Raw genomic sequence first — 18900 nt, 5'->3', positions numbered from 1 at the left:
GGGGCGCCCTCCGTGGCGCGGCGCACTCAGCCCCACGGTTCGATGACGGTCACTCCGCGGCCCGGCGCCTTTCCCAGGGAGGCCAGGGCCGCCGGGGACGCTTCCAGCGGAATCGCCGAGGTGACCAGGAGGTCGGGGCGCAGGGCACCCGAGCGGACCAGTTCCAGCAGCGGCGGATAGGCGTGGGCCGCCATTCCGTGGCTGCCGAGCAGTTCCAGTTCCAGAGCGATCACCCGGGCCATGGGGACCGGGGTCGTGCCGTCGGGTGACGGCAGCAGGCCGACCTGGACATGGCGGCCGCGGGGGCGCAGGCCGTTCACCGACGCGGCGCAGGTGGGCGGGGAGCCGAGCGCGTCCAGGGAGACATGGGCGCCGCCGCCCGTCAGTTCACGGACCGCTGCCGCCGTGTCCTCGGCGCGCGTCGCGTCCACACACTCCGCCGCGCCGAACTGCCGTGCCAGCTCCAGGGCCCGGGGCGACACGTCGACGGCCACGACCCTCGCCCCCGCGGCCGCGGCGATCATCACCGCCGACAGGCCGACGCCCCCGCAGCCGTGCACGGCGACCCACTCCCCCGCCGCCGTCCGGCCCTGCCGGACGACCGCGCGGAACGCAGTGGCGAACCGGCACCCCAGCGCCGCGGCCGTCCGGAACGACAGTTCCTCCGGCACCGCCACCAGATTCACGTCCGCGTAATCCAGGGCCACGTACTGTGCGAAGGATCCCCAGTGCGTGAACCCCGGCTGTGTCTGGCGCTCGCACACCTGCTGGTCGCCCGCCACGCAGGAGGGACAGCTGCCGCAGGCGCAGACGAACGGGACCGTGACCCGGTCACCGGGGCTCCAGCCGGTCACCCGGGGGCCCACCGCCTCCACCACACCGGCGAGTTCGTGCCCGGGCACATGCGGGAGCGTGATGTCCGGGTCGTGCCCCATCCAGCCGTGCCAGTCGCTGCGGCACAGCCCCGTCGCCTCGACCCGTACCACGGCCCCGTGCTCGGAAGGCTCCGGATCCGGCACCTCGCGCACCTCGGCCGGCTCCCCGTACCGCTCGAACACCACCGCACGCATACGACCGCACCCTCCGCCCGGGTCCCGCGGTCCCCGGCGGTCCCGGGGACCTTGCTCGCGCCCGAACACTAGCCGAGTATGCGCGACACCCACCGGCGATACCCGACAGCCGCCGGGCATGCGGGATGCCGCCCGGGGAAACGCCGGTCCGGTCGGTGAAGCCCGACGCCGGCCGGAGAAACACGACGCCGGTCGGGGAGAGGGTCGCGGGCCGTCCGGAGGGTGTTCCGCCGGACGGGCGCACCCGCGCCGCCGACCGTGCCGCCAGCCCTCACGGCGGCGGATCCCGGCCTGATCATGTACCCGGAGGCCTGAGGCCGGACCGCCCTCGCGAGGAATCGGGCCCCCTCTTGGGGCGATACCCCCTAGGGGTATAGTCTGGTTCCCGTAAGCCCCATACGTCTCTCCCCGAGGAGTAACGACATGACCGCGCAGACCGACACCCAGGGCTCCGTGACGACCGTCTACAAGGTGAGCGGGATGAGCTGCGGGCACTGCGAGGGTTCCGTCTCCGGCGAGATCTCCGGCATCGCCGGTGTCAGCTCGGTAACGGCGGTCGCGTCCACCGGCGAGGTCACGGTGGTCTCCGCCGCGCCCCTCGACGACGAGGCCGTGCGCACCGCGGTCGACGAGGCGGGCTTCGAACTCGTCGGCAAGGCCTGAACCGCCCCCTCCCCCGCTCTCCGCACCGGGCCGTGCCGACCGGCTGATACCGGCTCCGTACGCCCCGGTCCTCCATCTGGAGTCCGGACATGACCAGTACCGCAGCACCAGCCCCGATAGACCGGGCCGCGCTCCTTGAGGTCGAACTGACGATCGGCGGCATGACCTGCGCCTCCTGCGCGGCCCGGGTCGAGAAGAGACTCAACCGCCTGGACGGCGTCACCGCCACGGTGAACTTCGCGACGGAGAAGGCGAAGATCTCGTACGCCGACGGCATCGAGGTCGCCGATCTGATCGCCACCGTGGTGAAGACCGGCTACACGGCCGAGGCACCCCCGCCGCCGCAGCCCGAGCAGCCGGGGCCGGACGGGCCCGGGGCCCCCGAAGAGGACACCGAGACGGCCGCGCTGCGCCGGCGCCTGACCGTCTCCGCCCTGCTCGCGCTGCCCGTGGTCCTGCTGTCGATGGTCCCTGCCCTGCAGTTCGACAACTGGCAGTGGCTCTCGCTGACGCTCGCCGCCCCCGTCGTCGTCTGGGGCGGACTGCCCTTCCACCGGGCGGCGTTCACCAACGCCCGGCACGGCACGGCCACCATGGACACCCTCGTCTCCGTCGGCACGCTGGCCGCCTTCGGCTGGTCGCTGTGGGCGCTGTTCTGGGGAGACGCCGGGATGCCCGGCATGCGGCACGGCTTCGACCTCACCGTCTCCCGCACCGACGGATCAGGGACCATCTATCTGGAAGTGGCCGCCGGGGTCATCGCGTTCATCCTGCTCGGCCGCTATCTGGAGGCCCGCTCCAAACGACAGGCGGGCGCGGCCCTGAAGGCGCTGCTCGAACTGGGCGCGAAGGACGTGGCGGTCCTGCGGGACGGCCGGGAGGTACGCGTCCCGGTGGCGCGGCTGGCCGTCGGCGACCGGTTCGTCGTACGGCCCGGGGAGAAGATCGCCACGGACGGCACCGTCGTGGAGGGCGCCTCCGCGGTCGACGCGTCGATGCTGACCGGTGAGTCGCTGCCGGTCGACGTGACCGTCGGCGACGCCGTGACCGGCGCGACCGTCAACGCGGGGGGCCGGCTGGTGGTGGAGGCGACCCGGGTGGGCGCCGACACCCAGCTTTCGCGGATGGCGCGCCTCGTCGAGGACGCCCAGAACGGCAAGGCAGAGGTGCAGCGCCTCGCCGACCGGGTCTCCGGGATCTTCGTACCCGTCGTGCTGCTGATCGCGCTCGGCACCTTCGGGGTGTGGCTGGGTGTCACCGGCGACACCGTCGCCGCCTTCACCGCGGCCGTCGCGGTGCTGATCATCGCCTGCCCCTGTGCGCTGGGCCTCGCCACACCGACGGCGCTGATGGTGGGGACGGGCCGTGGCGCCCAGCTCGGCATTCTGATCAAGGGTCCCGAGGTGCTGGAGTCCACGCGCCGCGTCGACACCGTGGTCCTGGACAAGACCGGCACGGTCACCACCGGCCGAATGGCCCTCCAGGGGGTGTACGCCGTCGAGAGCGCCGACGAGAAGCGGCTGCTGCGGCTCGCGGGAGCCCTGGAACACGCCTCCGAGCACCCCGTCGCCCGGGCGATCGCAGCGGGCGCCCAGGAGCGCGCCGGTGCCCTTCCGGTGCCGGAGCACTTCGAGAACGTGCCCGGATTCGGGGTACGCGGCCGTGTCGAGGGCCACGAGGTCACGGTGGGCCGCTTCCCGGACGCGCTGCCGGACGCCGTGGCCCGCGCGAAGGCCGAGGCAGAGGCGGAGGGAAACACGGCCGTCGTGGTGGCCCGGGACGGTGTGGCAGCCGGTGTGCTCACCGTCGCCGACACGATCAAGGAGACAAGCGCCGAGGCCGTACGGGAGCTGCGCGCCCTGGGGCTGAGGCCGGTGCTGCTGACCGGCGACAACCGGGCGGTGGCCGAGGCCGTGGCGCGCGCCGTCGGCATCGACGCCGACGATGTGATCGCCGAGGTGCTGCCGCAGGACAAGGTCGACGTCGTCAGGCGGCTGCAGAGCGAGGGGCGGACCGTCGCCATGGTCGGCGACGGCGTCAACGACGCGGCCGCGCTCGCCACCGCCGATCTGGGGCTCGCCATGGGCACCGGTACGGACGCGGCGATCGAGGCGAGCGATCTGACGCTGGTGCGCGGCGACCTGCGGGTGGCCGCGGACGCGATCAGGCTGTCACGGCGGACGCTCACCACGATCAAGGGCAACCTGGTGTGGGCCTTCGGGTACAACGTGGCCGCGCTGCCGCTGGCCGCGGCCGGGCTGCTCAACCCCATGATCGCCGGCGCTGCGATGGCCTTCTCGTCCGTCTTCGTGGTCACGAACAGCCTTCGGCTGCGGGCATTCTCATGACGCGGAGGTGAGACTCCCTCTAGAGTCCGACGCATGCCTCACATAAGCTCTTCACAAGGCTCGCGCATCATCCTTACGCTGGGGCCCCGATAGCCGTATCGGACCTCTTGCGCATTTTCAGGACGTATGCAAGAGACGCAGATCACAGTGATGTGAACGTAACCAACGGAAGGGTTCGTGGGTCTAAGTTGGCGATGTCGGAAGCGTCTTGGGGGGCGCGACTGACATCTGGGGATGTCTTGGGGGACGTTCCCGGGAAACTGCGTTGCCGGGACACGTACACCGGGGAGCTTTGAGCGGCCCTCCCGTCCGTACGCGTCCCGGCAGACCGCATCGCAGTGGTACGCCGAGTTCTGCTCGTTTTGCTCGTAGCGACTCAGGCGCTGTCCCGCAGACGCCCGGCCGGATCCCGTGGGGGGAATCCGCACCGGGACATGGGAAGGCGCCCCGAGCGTCGGCCCGTGGGGGGACCGCCGCCGGGGCGCCTTCTGCTTTTACGTCTGCTTTTCGGAAGCTCAGCGCTCCTCGACCGGAACGAAGTCGCGCTCTACCACGCCCGTGTAGATCTGGCGCGGGCGGCCGATGCGGGAGCCCGGCTCCTTGATCATCTCGTGCCACTGGGCGATCCAGCCCGGCAGCCGGCCGAGGGCGAAGAGGACCGTGAACATCTCGGTCGGGAAGCCCATGGCCCGGTAGATCAGACCGGTGTAGAAGTCGACGTTCGGGTAGAGGCTGCGCGAGACGAAGTAGTCGTCGGAGAGCGCGTGCTCCTCCAGCTTCAGCGCGATGTCCAGCAGCTCGTCGGACTTGCCGAGAGCGGAGAGGACGTCGTGCGCCGCCGCCTTGATGATCTTCGCGCGCGGGTCGAAGTTCTTGTAGACCCGGTGGCCGAAGCCCATCAGGCGGACGCCGTCCTCCTTGTTCTTCACCTTGCGGATGAAGGTGTCGACGTCGCCGCCGGCGTCGCGGATGCCCTCCAGCATCTCCAGCACGGACTGGTTGGCGCCGCCGTGCAGCGGGCCCCACAGTGCGTTGATGCCGGCCGAGATCGACGCGAACATATTGGCCTGCGACGAGCCCACCAGGCGGACCGTCGAGGTCGAGCAGTTCTGCTCGTGGTCGGCGTGCAGGATGAGCAGCTTGTCGAGCGCGGCGACGACGATCGGGTCGAGCTCGTACTCCTGTGCCGGGACCGAGAAGGTCATGCGGAGGAAGTTCTCGACGTAGCCGAGGTCGTTGCGGGGGTAGACGAACGGGTGACCGATCGACTTCTTGTACGCGTACGCCGCGATCGTCGGGAGCTTGGCGAGCAGGCGGATGGTGGAGAGGTTGCGCTGCTTCTCGTCGAAGGGGTTGTGGCTGTCCTGGTAGAACGTGGACAGCGCCGAGACGACCGACGACAGCATCGCCATGGGGTGGGCGTCGCGCGGGAAGCCCTTGTAGAAGTTCTTGACGTCCTCGTGCAGCAGGGTGTGCTGCGTGATGTCGTTCTTGAACGTGGTGAGCTCGTCAACGGTCGGCAGCTCACCGTTGATCAGCAGGTAGGCGACCTCCAGGAAGGTGGAGCGCTCGGCCAGCTGCTCGATGGGATACCCGCGGTACCGGAGGATGCCCGCCTCGCCGTCGAGGTAGGTGATGGCGGATTTATAGGCGGCCGTGTTGCCGTACCCGCTGTCCAGAGTCACCAGACCGGTCTGGGCGCGGAGCTTTCCGATGTCGAAGCCCTTGTCACCGACGGTGCTGTCGACCACCGGATAGGTGTACTCGCCGCCGTCGTACCGCAGTACTACAGAGTTGTCGCTCACGTCTTCCCTCACCGACGTAGTGCCTCATCTTCGAGGTGCCCTGACTGTCTCTACCATCCCCCATTTGGCGCAGGAGAGTGCACTCGGGGTCGACCATTGGGCTCATCGGCGGCACTGAGTGCCGTCAACTTGCTCATCCTGCCCCCCTTCGCCCGCTTCCGGAAGTGCTCTGTGACCTTCGCGACTCGTTTGATCGATCATTTTTTGGGAGGCCGGTCACAAGGCCGGGACGTCAGCCGTCGAGGGGTCCGGGTGACAGCCGGAAGTCCAGGGCCGTGCAGCGCCGGCCGGCCGAGACCGTGCGCACCGCCTGCCCGATCGCCCTGCGTGAACCGACGAGAACGACCAGCTTCTTGGCCCGGGTGACCGCCGTGTAGAGCAGGTTCCGCTGGAGCATCATCCAGGCTCCGGTGGTGACCGGGACCACCACCGCCGGATACTCGCTGCCCTGAGACCGGTGGATGGTCACCGCGTACGCGTGTGCCAGTTCGTCCAGTTCGTCGAATTCGTAGGGAACCTCCTCGTCCTCGTCCGTCAGCACCGTGAGGCGCTGGTCGACCGGGTCGAGCGAGGTGACCACGCCCACGGTGCCGTTGAAGACACCGTTCTTGCCCTTTTCATAATTGTTGCGGATCTGGGTGACCTTGTCCCCGACGCGGAAGACGCGGCCGCCGAACCTCTTCTCGGGCAGGTCGGGGCGGCCGGGCGTGATGACCTGCTGGAGCAGGCCGTTGAGGGTGCCCGCGCCGGTGGGGCCCCGGTGCATCGGGGCGAGCACCTGGACGTCCCGGCGCGGATCGAGGCCGAACCGGGCCGGGATGCGCCGTGCCGCCACGTCCACGGTGAGCCGGCCGGCCTCCTCGGTGTCGTCCTCGACGAAGAGGAAGAAGTCCTTCAGGCCGTCGGTGAGCGGGTGCTGTCCGGCGTTGATGCGGTGCGCGTTGGTGACGACGCCGGACTGCTGGGCCTGGCGGAAGACCCGGGTGAGCCGGACGGCGGGGATGGGGCTTCCCTCGGCGAGGAGATCCCTGAGGACCTCTCCGGCACCGACGCTCGGCAGCTGGTCGACATCGCCGACGAAGAGCAGATGGGCGCCCGGCGGGACGGCCTTGGCCAGCTTGTTGGCGAGCAGCAGGTCGAGCATCGACGCCTCGTCCACGACGACCAGATCGGCGTCGAGCGGGCGGTCCCTGTCGTAGGCCGCGTCGCCGCCGGGCTTCAGCTCGAGCAGTCGGTGGACCGTGGAGGCCTCGGCGCCGGTCAGCTCGGACAGGCGTTTGGCCGCGCGTCCGGTGGGCGCCGCGAGCAGGACCTTGGCCCGCTTGGCCCGGGCGAGTTCCACGACGGACCGTACGGTGAAGGACTTGCCACAGCCGGGGCCTCCGGTGAGGACGGCGACCTTCCGGGTCAGCGCCAGCCGTACGGCCTCCTCCTGCTCGGGGGCGAGATCCGCTCCCGTGCGCTCCCTGAGCCAGCCCAGCGCCTTGTCCCAGGCCACGTCCCGGAAGGCGGGCATCCGGTCCTCGTCCGTCCGCAGCAGACGCAGCAGCTGTGCGGAGAGCGAGAGTTCGGCCCGGTGGAAGGGGACCAGGTAGACGGCGGTGACATGCCCGTCTCCGTCGGGTCCGGGCACCTTCTCCCGTACGACGCCGGGGTCGCAGCCGTCCTCCGGGGGCGCCGCCAGCTCGGCCAGGCACTCGATGACGAGCCCCGTGTCGACCTGGAGAAGCTTGACCGCGTCCGCGATGAGCCGCTCCTCGGGCAGATAGCAGTGGCCCTGGTCGGCGGACTGCGACAGCGCGTACTGAAGTCCGGCCTTGACGCGCTCCGGGCTGTCGTGCGGGATGCCGACGGACTGGGCGATGCGGTCGGCGGTGAGGAAGCCGATACCCCAGACGTCGGCGGCCAGGCGGTAGGGCTGGTTCTTCACGACGGAGATGGAGGCGTCGCCGTACTTCTTGTAGATGCGCACGGCGATGGACGTGGAGACCTGGACGGTCTGGAGGAAGAGCATGACCTCCTTGATCGCCTTCTGCTCCTCCCAGGCGTCCGCGATCTTCTTGGTCCGCTTGGGCCCGAGGCCGGGGACCTCGATGAGCCGCTTGGGCTCCTCCTCGATGATTCTCAGGGTGTCGATGCCGAAGTGCTGGGTGATGCGGTCGGCGAAGACGGGGCCGATGCCCTTGACGAGGCCGGAGCCGAGATAACGGCGGATGCCCTGCACGGTGGCCGGCAGGACGGTCGTGTAGTTCTCGACGTGGAACTGCTTGCCGTACTGCGGATGCGACCCCCAGCGCCCCTCCATGCGCAGGGACTCCCCCACCTGGGCCCCGAGCAGCGCGCCGACCACGGTGAGCAGTTCCCCGGCGCCTCTGCCGGTGTCGACCCGGGCGACCGTGTAGCCGTTCTCCTCGTTGGCGTACGTGACACGCTCCAGCACGCCTTCGAGCACGGCGAGACGCCGCTCACCCGTGGAGTTCCCCGCCTGGTTGGACATGGTCCGACGGTACCGGTGCGCTCTGACAGCGGCCCACTGTTACTGTGCCTGCCCGTGATCGACTCCGGCACCCCCGACGCCCACCAGGACTTCTACGACCGCATCGTGGCCGCCACCGCGGACACGCGGTACCGGCCGCGCCGGACCGTGCCGGGCTTCGACCTGATCGTGGACGTCCCCCGGTCGCCGCTGGCCGCGCGGCGGATCAGCCAGGTGCACACCTACCGGGTCGTACTGCACCCCGAGGACCGGCGCTTCTCCATGACGGACATCGTCCGCACCGTCGAGTACGAGGCGGGTCTCGGCGGAGTGCGCACCAGCAAGACGGTGTCCTCCGGCCGGAACGTGTACGCCACCTGGAGCCGCAGCCTCGACGGCACCGAGCGCCGCTCCTTCTCGTCCGCCGCCGGCCACCGCCTGATCCGGGGCGTGGCCCGGGACCTGGGCTGGCAGGAGATCCGCCCCGCCAGCGTCAAGGCAGCCCTGGCCGCCGGCCTCGTCGGCGCCGCCATAGCCCTGGGCACGCTGATCGCCCTCGCCGTGGTCTTCCTGTTCTGAGGGTTCAGGAGAACGAGTGGACGTCCGGGTTCCCCTTCAGCCCTTCGAGGAAGGTGACGAAGGCGGAGGCGGGGAAGGTGAGGGTGGCCCGAGCGGGGGCCTTCGAGTCGCGGACGGCTGTGTGGGTGGGCGAACTCGCTATCTCGACGCAGGCGTTGCCGTCTCCCTCGCCGGAGTAGGACGACTTCCACCAGTTCACAGGGGTGGTCATGGAATGCCTCACAGCTCCTTCGCCAGCACGTGCAGGAAGTCGCGCGACCGGTCAGGTCCCAGCGATACGGCCTCCACCTTACGGAAGCGCGTTCGATAGGCAGTGAGCTGTGCCTCCGAATCGACGAAGACCGAACCGTGTGGTGCGTCCCGCACCACCGTGTCCAGCCTGGGCAGCGGGCCGCCCGCATAGGTCATGGCACTCGAAGCCCTCGCGAAGCCGTCCAGGTCGAAGGGGATGACCCGCACGGTGATGTGGTCCGCGTCGGAAAGCTCCAGCAGACGCGCAAGCTGCGCTTTCGTGGCGGCCCGATCACTGACCCTGATACGGAGCGCCGCCTCATGGATCACTGCTTCGTACGGGAAGACGGTCTGCTGGCGTCTCATGCGGTGCCGAATTCGCAACTCCAGCTCCTCAGCGGTCAGTTCCGGCACGCGAGCGGAGAAGACGGCGCGCGCGTACTCTTCGGTCTGCAACAGGCCCGGCACGAAAAGCAGCGCGACCTCCCTGAGGAACCCGGCGTGGTGCTCCAGCTCGGCCAGATCCAGAAACGCCGTGGGCAGCAGGCCCCGGTACTCCTCCCACCAGCCGCGCCCGCGTTCGGTGGCCATGGCGGCCAGGGAGTCGATGAACTTCGTGTCCGTGCACTCGTAGTGAGATGCGAGACGGCGCAGCCGCTGCTCGCTGACGCCGGCGATGCCGGACTCGATCTGGCTGATGACCGGGGCGGTCACCCCGAGCAGCCTGGCCGCCTCCCGGGCCGTCAGTCCCGCCGCCTCGCGAAGCCTGCGCAGCTCGACCGCCAGCCGCAGCTGACGGGCGGTCGGCTCACTCCTCAACGCCATCGCCGACGCCTCCCAACGCACCCACAGACGCGACTCGTTCGGTGTCACATTACGGGATCGGCTTGCGGAGTTTAAACAATTAGCCCTACCGTCGGTGACGCAGCGCACACGCAGCGGAAGCGCACCGCCCCGCCCTGCCACGGCGGCCGCGGCATGCCACCGCAACGCGCAAACCCCCCGAACCCCACGGAGTTGATGACGCATGCCCGAAAACGAGTCCTGGGACTACACCCTCTACATTCCCAACGACCTCAGAGCCGTCACCGTCTGCCGCCGCACCCTGCGCCTGATCCTGACGATGCATGGACTGATCGGCCTGGTGGACACCGCCGAACTGCTCGCGGCGGAGCTGGTGTCGAACGCCGTACGGCACACCAAAGGACCGGCCGCGCTGCGGGTCCGCCGGTCGACGGAGGGGCTGGTGTGGATCGGGGCGTGGGACACGGACCCCGCGCCGCCTCCGCCGCCCCAACCGCTGGAGCGGGCCGTGGACCTCGAGGAGGGACGGGGGCTGGGGCTGGTGATGGCCTGCGCGGAGTACTGGGGATGGCAACCGTCGGCTCGGTTCGGGGGCCGGGGGAAGTACGTGTGGTGCGAACTTGTGGCCGCCTAGCTCGTTGATCACGTCGTACGGACAGGAGAGCAGTTGGTCGGCTCGTCGCACGAGGCGCTGCACCGGATCTTCCAGAAGGATCCGACGCCGCTGACGCGAGCGTTACAACGGGTACTGCACGTGCCGTTTCCCGAGCCCAGGGAGATCGCCGCGCTGAACGTGGACCTCACGGAGTTCGAACCGGTCGAGCGCCGGGTGGACACGTTGCTCCGGGCGGAGACCGACGAGGGGACGTACCTCCTCGTGGTCGAGTCCCAGGAGAAGGCGGACGACCGCAAGCGGGGCAGTGGCCGTACTACTTGTCGCACCAGTACGAGAAATACCGCTGCGAGCCCGTGCTCATCGTCATCACCCACAGCAGCGACACCGCGCGGTGGGCGTCCCGGCCGATCCGGCTGGGCTTCCCTGGCTGGCACTCGCTGACGGTGCGTCCATTCGTCCTCGACCCGGACAACGTGCCGGTGATCGCCGACGAGCGGCAGGCCGAACGGGATGTCCCCCTTGCGGTGCTCTCGGGGATGACACACGGGCGTGGCCCCCGGGCGCCCGCCATACTGGAATCGCTGGCATCCGCCCTGCGGACCATCGACCCCGACAGTGCCGCGGTCTTCGTGCAGTTCGTCGACTCCTGCCTGGCCGACCCCCAGACGAAGCGAGCCCAGCGCGCCGTACGAGCCACCGACGGGCGGAGCTGTTCGCCGGAGAGTGACGAGGGTTCGGGGTGACTACGGCCGTGGGTCGGTGATCACGCCGAGGAAGAAGCCCACGGCGCGCTGGACCCCCGCGGTGGACTCCGAGCCGCAGGGGACGTTCATCAGGAGCGTGGAGCCGCCGCCGTCGAGGTTGAGCCAGGTGCTCCTGTTACTTCTTCTTCCGGAGCTTCTTCTCAGCTTTCTTCTGAGCCTTCTCCTCGGCCTTCTCCTGCGACTTCCCGGCCTTACCGGGCTTGCCGGCTTTCCCGGACTTACCGGGTTTGCCGGAGTGCCCGTTCGGGCGCTTCGCCCCGGCCCCGGGCCGCGTCGTGACGGAGGCAGGGCCCGCGCTCCGTTCGAGCGCGGCGTCGCGGAGCCGTACGACGGAGGTGTCGCGGGTGGGGGACGCCGGAGCCGTGGATCGCGGCTCGCTCCCGGCAGAGGACGCGTCCGGGTGCTCGGCGCGCGCGGAAGGGGTACCGGCGGCCCGGGTCGTTGCGGCACCGCTTCCCTGATGTGAGAAGCCGTCGGAGACGGTGAACGCGGCGGCCGTGAAAGCGGCGAGCGCGGCCACTGCGCCGGTCACCGCCCGCCGCCCCCGTGCGGGCGCGGCACCCTTCCGGCTGGGCGTGCCCTCGGCGTGCGGCGGCGGATACGGGTGCGTGACGTCGGCCCTCGCCGGTGCTTCGCTGGGCACCATGCTCGTGACATCGGCCGGGAACGTGACGGACCGCGAGTCGGCCGTGCCGGCGAGGGCGGTCAGTGACCCGGCGCAGTCGCGTGCCGACGGCCGCGTCCCCTCCTCCAGCGCGGTCATGTCCCGCAGCAGGGCGACGAGTTCGTCCGGCAGGAAGCCGGGCAGCTCGGGCGCGCGGTGGAGTCGCGCGATCGCGGCCTCCAGGGGGCCACCGTCGTATTCGAGTCTGCCCGTGAGGCATTCGAGGAGGACCAGCCCGAGGGCGTAGACGTCGGCGGGCGGGCCGACGGGGCTGCCGAGCACCTGCTCGGGGGACAGGTAGGCGGCGGTGCCGACGAGGGTGCCGGTGGCGGTGCGGGTAGTGGAGTCGAGCAGCCGGGAAATGCCGAAATCGGTCAGGTGGGGCCGACCGGACGCGTCCAGAATGATGTTCGAGGGCTTCACGTCGCGGTGGACGACCCCTGCCTCGTGGGCGTGGGACAGGGCCAGGGCGAGGTCGGCACCGAGCGCGGCGGTCTCGGCGGGGGCCAGTGGGCCCGCGGTGATGCGCTTCCTCAGCGTGGGACCTTCGACCAGCTGCATGACCAGGTAGGCGCGGCCGTTGTGCCGTCCGGCGTCGTAGACGCTGACCAGCCGGGGATGGTGCAGCCGGGCCAGGATCACCGCCTCGTTGTCGAGGCGGTCCTCCATGTCGATGTCGGCGTCGGTACGGAAGACCTTGACCGCCACCGGCCGTTTCAGACGCAGGTCGTAGCCCCGGTGGACGTCGCCCGTGCCACCCGAACCGATGACCGCGTCCAGACGGTACCGGCCGCCCAGCACCTCCGTGGCACACCGGGACAGCGCCAGAGCCGGCCGGCTGAGCCTCATGTCGTCTCCCTCCGTGTCGCGTGCTGGGGCGGGCGCCCTCACCGGGAGGGCGCCGAGCACGCGTACCCAGGGCAGGCCGGTGTACCCATGTGACGATCCTCCCCCCAGTGCGAAGGAGCACGTCAGTGCAGAGGAGCACGTCGTGAGCGAACCGGACGAGTTGCTGCGCATCGAGGGCGTACGCAAGACCTTCCCCGGCGTGGTCGCGCTCGACGGCGTCGACTTCGATCTGCGCCGGGGTGAGGTCCATGCGCTGCTCGGTGAGAACGGCGCAGGCAAGAGCACCCTCATCAAGATGCTCTCCGGTGCCTACACGCCCGCCGCGGGCCGGATCCACGTCGGCGGCCGGGAGGTGCGCATCCAGGGCGCCCAGGACGCCGAGAAGCTCGGGATCGCCACCATCTACCAGGAGTTCAATCTGGTCCCGGACCTGACCGTGGCCGAGGAAGGCGGGCACGCTGTACGCCCCGGTGGCGTAGCAGCCGACGCAGCTGGGGCGGATCGCGGTGGACAACACGCTGCGCGCGGCCCAGGGCAAGGATGTCGCCACCACGGTGAAGGTGCCGGTCAAGGTGGTAACGAAGCAGAACGTGGCCGGGTTCAGCGGCTGACGTCGCGAAACGGGCGGGCGGTCCTGTGACCGCCCGCCCCCAGTCATCTCTCAGGGAGTCCTTTCATGTACGACTACGACCTCCTGTACGACTACGACCTCCTGGTCGTGGGATCGGCCAACGCCGACCTGGTGATCGGGGTGGAGCGGCGGCCCGCGGCCGGGGAGACCGTGCTCGGCTCCGACCTCGTCGTCCACCCGGGCGGCAAGGGCGCGAACCAGGCGGTCGCCGCCGCCCGTCTCGGCGCCCGTACGGCGCTGCTGGCCCGCGTGGGCGACGACGGGCACGGCCGGCTGCTGTTGGGTACGCAGCGCGACGCGGGCGTCGACACCACGGGGGTGCTGGTCGGCGGGGCGCCCACGGGGGTCGCGCTGATCACGGTGGATCCGTCGGGCGACAACAGCATCGTGGTCTCACCGGGGGCGAACGGGCGGCTCGCGCCCGAGGACGTGCGGGCCGCCGGCGCCCTGCTGCGGGCCTCCCGGGTGGTCTCGGCGCAGCTGGAGATCCCGCTGGAGACGGTCGAGGAGGTCGTACGGAACCTGCCGCCCGGCACCCGTTTCGTGCTGAACCCGTCGCCGCCCGGACCGCTGCCCGCCGAGGTGCTGACGGCGTGCGACCCACTGATCGTGAACGAGCACGAGGCACGGGTGATCGCGGGGCGTGCGCTGGACGGCTCGCCGGAGGACTGGGCGGCCGCGCTGCTGGCGCTCGGGCCGCGGTCGGTGGTGGTCACCCTGGGCCCTCAGGGCGCGCTGGTGGCGGACGGGGCGGCCCTGACCCGTGTCCCGTCCGTGAAGGTGGACGCGGTGGACACGACCGGTGCGGGCGACGCGTTCACGGCGGCGCTGGCGTGGCGGCTGGGCACCGGCTCGTCGCTGGCGGACGCGGCGGCGTACGCGGCGCGGGTGGGGGCGGCGGCGGTCACACGCCCCGGGGCCCAGGAGTCCTTCCCGACCGCCGAAGAGGTCGCCGCACTGTGAAGAGGGCCGGAATTCTGAAACGTCACCTCGCCGGGGCGCTGGCTGAGCCGGGCCATGGGCACGGGGTCCTGGTGTGCGACGCGGGCGTGCCGATACCGGACGGTCCGCGCGTGGTCGACCTGGCGTTCCGCGTCGGGATCCCGTCCTTCGCGGAGGTCCTGGACGAGCTGGTGGAGGGCGCGACGGCGGCGCAGGAGGTCAGGGACGCCAACGCGCAGGCGTCGGCGTTCCTGGAGGCGCGCTTCCCTGAGCTGGCGCCGGTCCCGCACAAGCAGCTGAAGCGGATGACCGCGCAGGCCGGTCTGGTCGTGCGCACGGGCGAGGCCAGGCCGTACGCGAATGTGCTGCTGCGCTGCGGGCTCTTCTTCTGACCCACACCCGCCCGCGCGGCTCGCGGAGACTTCGAGGGGCCCGGTCCACAGACCGGGCCCCTCGGCTTCCCCTCCACATCAGAACCCCCGCGATCCCCCCAGATCCCCCTCCCAGAAGTTCTGACGCCCAGTACGACACGCGGGATGCGGGGAGGGTTGCACAAGCCGGAGAGGAAATTCTTTTCGTGTCCCGGGCCTACGGAAAAGAAGGACATATGACTGGCATACGACCCAAATAGGGTGAATCATGGACGAAAGAGCAAGAAGGTGAATGATCACGAACGACCGTGAGCCCAAGAAGGCACGTCCCGCGTCGCGGGAGCCGTCCGGCCGGGAGCGGCAGACGTCCGCGAAGGAGCCGGAGCGCTCCGCCCCCGAGCGCGTGCCCGCCCCCCAGGCCATGCGGAACGCGGCGCGGCAGCTCTCCGAGCTGCTGGGACGCGCCCCTCAGTCCGTCTCGTCGCTGAAGCCGACGCCCGACGGCTGGGAGGCCCTGGTGGAGGTCGTCGAGCTGGAGCGCATCCCGGACACGAGCAGCGTGATGGCCAGCTACAAGGTCGTTCTTGATCCCGCGGGTCAGCTGATGGCGTACGAGCGTGCACGCCGCTACACCCGCGCACAGGTCGACAAAGAGGGCCGCTAGCAGCGTTCCTCCTTCGCGTGAGGCTTACGAGGGGAAAAAATCGTGACTGTGGTGCCAGGAGGTGGCGGTGGAGCCGTCGCCGGGGGCGGCGGGGGCTCGGGAACCCTCTACGACGTTCTGGAACTCGTGCTCGACCGCGGTCTGGTCATCGACGTCTTCGCACGGGTGTCCCTCGTGGGCATCGAGATCCTGAAGGTCGACGCCCGCGTGGTCGTGGCCAGCGTCGACACATATCTGCGCTTCGCGGAGGCCTGCAACCGGCTGGATCTGGAGTCGGGCCGCAAGGCGCCCGCGCAACTGCCCGACCTCATCGAGGGCGTCAGCCAGGGCGTCACCGAGGGCGGCGCGCGCGGCAAGACCAAGGGGGCGCTGACCGGCGCGGTCGAGGCGTTCACGGACTCGCTGCAGGGCCACGGTGGCGACAAGCGCGAGAAGGAGCGCGAGCACGTCGAGCGCGGCTCGAGCCGCCGTTCATCCAAGGACCGGGAGGAGTGAGCGCACCGATGGCGCTGTACGTATACGCGATCACCGACGACGCGCACCCCCTGGACCTGGACGGCATCAAGGGCGTGGGCGCGTCGCCCGCCGAGCTGCGTACGGTACGCGGGGACTCCCTGCGCGCCGTCGTCAGTGAGGCCCCCGAAGATCTCTCGGTCGCGCGCCGGGACCTGGAGGCGCACCACGAGGCCCAGGAACGGCTGTGGGCCGAAGGGACCGTCCTGCCGCTGAGCTTCGGGTTCGTCGCCCCGGACGAGGAATCGGTGCGCGCCGTGCTGGCGGAGAGGGCCGGGGAGTTCTCCCAGCGCCTCGAAGAGCTGACCGGACGGGCCGAGTTCAACGTGAAGGGCCTGCAGGACGAGGACGCGGTGCTGCGCACCGTCCTGGAGGAGTCCGAGCAGGCCCGCGCGCTGAACCAGTCGACCCGGGACGGCACCGGGACGTACCAGGACCGGCTGGCGCTCGGTCAGCTCGTGGCCCAGGAGGTGCAGAGCCGTCAGGAGGCGCTCGCCGGTGAGGTGCTCGCCGCACTGCGGCCGCTCGCACTGGCGGAGCAGGTCTCCCCGCCCTCCCAGCAGTACTTCGTGAACGCTTCCTTCCTGGTGGAGAACGAGCGCGGCGAGGAGTTCGCCCGGACCACCCGGGAACTGGCCGAACGCCTGGGCGAGGGCATCGAGATGCGGGTACGGGGGCCGCTGCCGCCGTACAGCTTCACCTGACGAACCGTTTCCACCGACCACATCCGGACGGCACGAGGAGGCGGAATGGGACTGGTCACCGGGATTCTGACACTGCCGTTCGCCCCCGTGCGGGGCATCGGCTGGGTGCTCGACAAGGTCGTGCGTACCGCCGAGGACGAGTTCTACGACCCCGCTCCCGTGCAGGAGGGACTCGTGCAGCTGGAGCGGGCGAGGAACGAAGGCCGCATCGGCGAGGAGGAGTTCGCGCGGCGTGAGGAGGAACTGCTGCACCGCTTGGAGGAGATCAGGGCCTACCAGCTGCAGCGCGGCGGGCAGAGCGGGCTGTGAGGCGTCGGCCGTGACGCGCGGCGCGCGGGGCCCGGCCCTGACACGCGGGCCGTGACGTCCGGGCAAGGAGAGAAGACGAATCATGAACAACGCCAAGATCGGCGCGGCTGTCCTCGCCGGTTATCTGCTGGGCCGGACCAAGAAGGCCAAGCTCGCCATGAGTCTCGGTGCGATGCTGGCCGGCTCGCGGATGAGGCCGGGCCAACTCAACAAGCTCCTCCAGGACTCCCCGCTGGTCGGGAACGTCAGCGAGCAGGTCCGCACCGAACTGGCGGACGCCGGCAAGGCCGCGGCGACCACCCTGCTGTCGGCGAAGGCCGAGAGCCTGGCCGACGCACTCCACGACCGCACCACCGGGCTGAAGGAAAGAACGCAGGGCGGGGGCGGGCGCGGCAGTGGCGCCGAGGAGGGGGACAGGGAAGGCCGGGACGAGGAGCCCGAGGACGAAGAGGAGAAGGGCGAGGAGAAGAGCGAGGAGAAGGACAAGGAGAAGGGCGAGGGGCGTCGGGGCGGAGCACCCAAGAGCCAGGAAAGCCAGAGCGCGGGGCGCGGGAAGAAGGCGCATCAGCGCGGATCGGACCAGGGAGGCGAGCCGCGCAAGAAGAAGGAGCCGGCCGCCCAGAGCCGCGCCAAGAGCGGCTCCGCACGATCGAGGAGGCCGGACGATGACTGAGGGCGTCCTCAGCAAGGTTCGTGAGCAGGCGAAGCAGAATCCCGCCACGGACCGGCTGAAACAAGAGCTGGAGGAGTACCTGCGGACCCGGCTCGAAGTGGCGGTCGGGGACTTGGGCGAGCGGCTGGGCGAGGGGGCGCGCCGGCTGGCCGACACACACGTCGGTCCCGGCATGCTGACCGGTCTCGTCCTCAAGGGCGGCAAGAAGCTCCTCGGGGGCGGGCTCCTCGGCGGCGGGCAGGAGGAGGGAGCCGGCGGGCTGCTGTCCAAGGCCAAGGACACGGTCCTGGGCAAGGCCCAGGAGGCGGCGGGAGGGCGTCACGAGAAACGCCCCAGCGGTGTGGCCAAGGGCCTGATGATCATCGAGGACGTCAACGTGGGCGTGCCGGTGCGCGAGGCTTACAACCAGTGGACCCAGTTCACGGAGTTCGACCGGTTCACCAAGGGCGTCGAGAACGTCGAGCAGGACGACGAGATCTCGTCCCGCTGGCAGTTCAGGATCGCCAAGGTCCGCCGCCGTTACCGGGGCATCGTCACGGAAGAGGTGCCCGACGAGCGGATCGCGTGGAACTCCGAGGGGGCGAAGGGCACCACCAAGGGCGTCGTCACCTTCCATCCGCTCGGGGACCAGCTCACCAAGGTGCTGCTCTGCATGCAGTACTTCCCCAAGGGTCTCTTCGAGAGGGTCGGGAGCCTCTGGCGGGCCCAGGGCCGTCGTGCCCGGCTCGATCTGAAGCTCTACCGGGCGTTCATCATGGAGCGCGGGGAGGCCACCGGTGCCTGGCGCGGCGAGATCCGCGAGGGGGAGGTGGTCCGCAGCCCGGAGGAGGTCGAGGAGGCCGAGCAGGAGGAGCGGGACCGCGAGGAGCGTGAGCGGGGCCGGGGGCGCGACGAGGACGAGGAGCTCTACCCCGAGGACGAGGAAGAAGAGGAAGAAGAGGGCGAGGAGGGCGAGGAGCCCGAGGAGCGCTACGAGGACGAGGAAGAGGAAGAGGACGACGAAGGCGAAGAGGAGGGGCGCGAGGAGGACGAGGGGGACGAGGACGAATTCGCCTCCGAGGAATCCGATGAAGGCGACCGGGAGGAGGACGAAGAGCCCGAGGACCGCTACGACGAGACGGAGGAAGAAGCCCCGCAGAGGCGCCGGCGTCGCGGTTAGATCCGGACGCTGAGGTGCGCGAGCCCGCCGGTTCCCGCGTCGCCGACGCCGGGGCCTCAGCGAAA

The 18900-nt window shown here is 70.3% G+C and carries 18 protein-coding genes and 2 pseudogenes; 14 read left to right on the top strand and 6 right to left on the bottom strand.

The window, feature by feature from the left end:
* Nucleotides 1-26: 26 nt before the first annotated feature.
* Nucleotides 27-1070, bottom strand: a complete 1044-nt coding sequence (locus ABZ876_RS21600) for a zinc-dependent alcohol dehydrogenase family protein (protein ID WP_361783407.1) — start codon at nucleotides 1068-1070, stop codon at nucleotides 27-29.
* 423 nt (nucleotides 1071-1493) lie between these two features.
* On the opposite strand from ABZ876_RS21600, the gene ABZ876_RS21595 reads away from it, so the two are divergent.
* Nucleotides 1494-1733, top strand: a complete 240-nt coding sequence (locus ABZ876_RS21595; RefSeq protein WP_361783404.1) for a heavy-metal-associated domain-containing protein — start codon at nucleotides 1494-1496, stop codon at nucleotides 1731-1733.
* 89 nt (nucleotides 1734-1822) lie between these two features.
* Nucleotides 1823-4081, top strand: a complete 2259-nt coding sequence (locus tag ABZ876_RS21590) for a heavy metal translocating P-type ATPase (protein WP_361783401.1) — start codon at nucleotides 1823-1825, stop codon at nucleotides 4079-4081.
* A 515-nt stretch (nucleotides 4082-4596) separates the two neighbouring features.
* Here the strand turns inward: ABZ876_RS21590 and ABZ876_RS21585 are convergent.
* Both ABZ876_RS21585 and ABZ876_RS21580 read right to left on the bottom strand, forming a co-directional pair.
* Nucleotides 4597-5886, bottom strand: a complete 1290-nt coding sequence (locus ABZ876_RS21585; protein ID WP_361783398.1) for a citrate synthase — start codon at nucleotides 5884-5886, stop codon at nucleotides 4597-4599.
* A 232-nt stretch (nucleotides 5887-6118) separates the two neighbouring features.
* Nucleotides 6119-8383, bottom strand: coding sequence for an ATP-dependent RecD-like DNA helicase (locus ABZ876_RS21580; protein WP_361783395.1), 2265 nt, complete (start codon nucleotides 8381-8383; stop codon nucleotides 6119-6121).
* A 54-nt stretch (nucleotides 8384-8437) separates the two neighbouring features.
* Between ABZ876_RS21580 and ABZ876_RS21575 the strand changes: the two genes are divergently transcribed.
* Nucleotides 8438-8941, top strand: coding sequence for a hypothetical protein (locus ABZ876_RS21575; RefSeq protein WP_361783392.1), 504 nt, complete (start codon nucleotides 8438-8440; stop codon nucleotides 8939-8941).
* A gap of 4 nt (nucleotides 8942-8945) precedes the next feature.
* Here ABZ876_RS21575 and ABZ876_RS21570 read toward each other — a convergent pair whose 3' ends face one another.
* Together ABZ876_RS21570 and ABZ876_RS21565 are read right to left on the bottom strand one after the other, a co-directional pair.
* Nucleotides 8946-9152, bottom strand: a complete 207-nt coding sequence (locus tag ABZ876_RS21570) for a DUF397 domain-containing protein (protein WP_361783389.1) — start codon at nucleotides 9150-9152, stop codon at nucleotides 8946-8948.
* A gap of 8 nt (nucleotides 9153-9160) precedes the next feature.
* The gene (locus ABZ876_RS21565; RefSeq protein WP_361783386.1) at nucleotides 9161-9997 is read right to left on the bottom strand and encodes a helix-turn-helix transcriptional regulator; all 837 of its coding nucleotides are present in this window, start codon (nucleotides 9995-9997) and stop codon (nucleotides 9161-9163) included.
* 202 nt (nucleotides 9998-10199) lie between these two features.
* Between ABZ876_RS21565 and ABZ876_RS21560 the strand changes: the two genes are divergently transcribed.
* Nucleotides 10200-10610 carry an ATP-binding protein gene (locus tag ABZ876_RS21560; RefSeq protein WP_361783383.1) on the top strand — a complete coding sequence of 137 codons (411 nt, stop codon included), beginning with the start codon at nucleotides 10200-10202 and terminating at the stop codon, nucleotides 10608-10610.
* Nucleotides 10611-10643: 33 nt separating this feature from the next.
* Nucleotides 10644-11266, top strand: a pseudogene (locus ABZ876_RS21555) (hypothetical protein); the annotation flags it as partial.
* Between the two features lie 205 nt (nucleotides 11267-11471).
* Here the strand turns inward: ABZ876_RS21555 and ABZ876_RS21550 are convergent.
* On the bottom strand, nucleotides 11472-12869 hold the full coding sequence (locus ABZ876_RS21550) for a protein kinase (RefSeq protein WP_361783380.1): 1398 nt from the start codon (nucleotides 12867-12869) through the stop codon (nucleotides 11472-11474).
* A gap of 142 nt (nucleotides 12870-13011) precedes the next feature.
* Between ABZ876_RS21550 and ABZ876_RS21545 the strand changes: the two are divergent.
* From ABZ876_RS21545 to ABZ876_RS21505, 9 genes and pseudogenes are all read left to right on the top strand, one after another.
* Nucleotides 13012-13314, top strand: a pseudogene (locus tag ABZ876_RS21545) (ATP-binding cassette domain-containing protein); the annotation flags it as partial.
* 249 nt (nucleotides 13315-13563) lie between these two features.
* Nucleotides 13564-14463: a ribokinase gene (locus tag ABZ876_RS21540; RefSeq protein WP_361783757.1), complete on the top strand. Its 900-nt coding sequence runs from the start codon at nucleotides 13564-13566 to the stop codon at nucleotides 14461-14463.
* Nucleotides 14460-14834: a D-ribose pyranase gene (gene rbsD, locus ABZ876_RS21535; protein WP_361783377.1), complete on the top strand. Its 375-nt coding sequence runs from the start codon at nucleotides 14460-14462 to the stop codon at nucleotides 14832-14834. Before ABZ876_RS21540 ends, rbsD begins: the two co-directional genes overlap by 4 nt.
* Before the next feature lie 274 nt (nucleotides 14835-15108).
* A complete protein-coding gene (locus tag ABZ876_RS21530; protein ID WP_361783754.1) occupies nucleotides 15109-15477 on the top strand; it encodes a gas vesicle protein in 369 nt (122 codons plus the stop codon).
* Between the two features lie 42 nt (nucleotides 15478-15519).
* Nucleotides 15520-15972: a gas vesicle structural protein GvpA gene (locus ABZ876_RS21525; protein ID WP_361783374.1), complete on the top strand. Its 453-nt coding sequence runs from the start codon at nucleotides 15520-15522 to the stop codon at nucleotides 15970-15972.
* Between the two features lie 8 nt (nucleotides 15973-15980).
* A complete protein-coding gene (locus tag ABZ876_RS21520) occupies nucleotides 15981-16694 on the top strand; it encodes a GvpL/GvpF family gas vesicle protein (RefSeq protein WP_361783371.1) in 714 nt (237 codons plus the stop codon).
* A 45-nt stretch (nucleotides 16695-16739) separates the two neighbouring features.
* Nucleotides 16740-17003 carry a gas vesicle protein GvpG gene (locus tag ABZ876_RS21515; RefSeq protein WP_361783368.1) on the top strand — a complete coding sequence of 88 codons (264 nt, stop codon included), beginning with the start codon at nucleotides 16740-16742 and terminating at the stop codon, nucleotides 17001-17003.
* Between the two features lie 82 nt (nucleotides 17004-17085).
* A complete protein-coding gene (locus ABZ876_RS21510; protein ID WP_361783365.1) occupies nucleotides 17086-17676 on the top strand; it encodes an ABC transporter substrate-binding protein in 591 nt (196 codons plus the stop codon).
* The gene (locus ABZ876_RS21505) at nucleotides 17669-18835 is read left to right on the top strand and encodes an SRPBCC family protein (protein ID WP_361783362.1); all 1167 of its coding nucleotides are present in this window, start codon (nucleotides 17669-17671) and stop codon (nucleotides 18833-18835) included. Before ABZ876_RS21510 ends, ABZ876_RS21505 begins: the two co-directional genes overlap by 8 nt.
* The last annotated feature ends 65 nt before the right edge of the window (nucleotides 18836-18900 follow it).

This window comes from Streptomyces sp. NPDC046931 (assembly GCF_040644655.1).
In the GTDB taxonomy this organism is placed as follows: Bacteria; Actinomycetota; Actinomycetes; order Streptomycetales; family Streptomycetaceae; genus Streptomyces.
The sequence above is the reverse complement of the archived record's forward strand: the minus strand, read 5'-3'. Positions and strand labels throughout refer to the sequence as shown.

Bases quoted from the DNA above. Each gene is read 5' to 3' on its own strand.
- ABZ876_RS21600 (WP_361783407.1), bottom strand. From the start codon at position 1,070: ATGCGTGCGGTGGTGTTCGAGCGGTACGGGGAGCCGGCCGAGGTGCGC.
- ABZ876_RS21595 (WP_361783404.1), top strand. From the start codon at position 1,494: ATGACCGCGCAGACCGACACCCAGGGCTCCGTGACGACCGTCTACAAG.
- ABZ876_RS21590 (WP_361783401.1), top strand. From the start codon at position 1,823: ATGACCAGTACCGCAGCACCAGCCCCGATAGACCGGGCCGCGCTCCTT.
- ABZ876_RS21580 (WP_361783395.1), bottom strand. From the start codon at position 8,383: ATGTCCAACCAGGCGGGGAACTCCACGGGTGAGCGGCGTCTCGCCGTG.
- ABZ876_RS21570 (WP_361783389.1), bottom strand. From the start codon at position 9,152: ATGACCACCCCTGTGAACTGGTGGAAGTCGTCCTACTCCGGCGAGGGA.
- ABZ876_RS21565 (WP_361783386.1), bottom strand. From the start codon at position 9,997: ATGGCGTTGAGGAGTGAGCCGACCGCCCGTCAGCTGCGGCTGGCGGTC.
- ABZ876_RS21560 (WP_361783383.1), top strand. From the start codon at position 10,200: ATGCCCGAAAACGAGTCCTGGGACTACACCCTCTACATTCCCAACGAC.
- ABZ876_RS21550 (WP_361783380.1), bottom strand. From the start codon at position 12,869: ATGAGGCTCAGCCGGCCGGCTCTGGCGCTGTCCCGGTGTGCCACGGAG.
- ABZ876_RS21520 (WP_361783371.1), top strand. From the start codon at position 15,981: ATGGCGCTGTACGTATACGCGATCACCGACGACGCGCACCCCCTGGAC.
- ABZ876_RS21515 (WP_361783368.1), top strand. From the start codon at position 16,740: ATGGGACTGGTCACCGGGATTCTGACACTGCCGTTCGCCCCCGTGCGG.
- ABZ876_RS21510 (WP_361783365.1), top strand. From the start codon at position 17,086: ATGAACAACGCCAAGATCGGCGCGGCTGTCCTCGCCGGTTATCTGCTG.
- ABZ876_RS21505 (WP_361783362.1), top strand. From the start codon at position 17,669: ATGACTGAGGGCGTCCTCAGCAAGGTTCGTGAGCAGGCGAAGCAGAAT.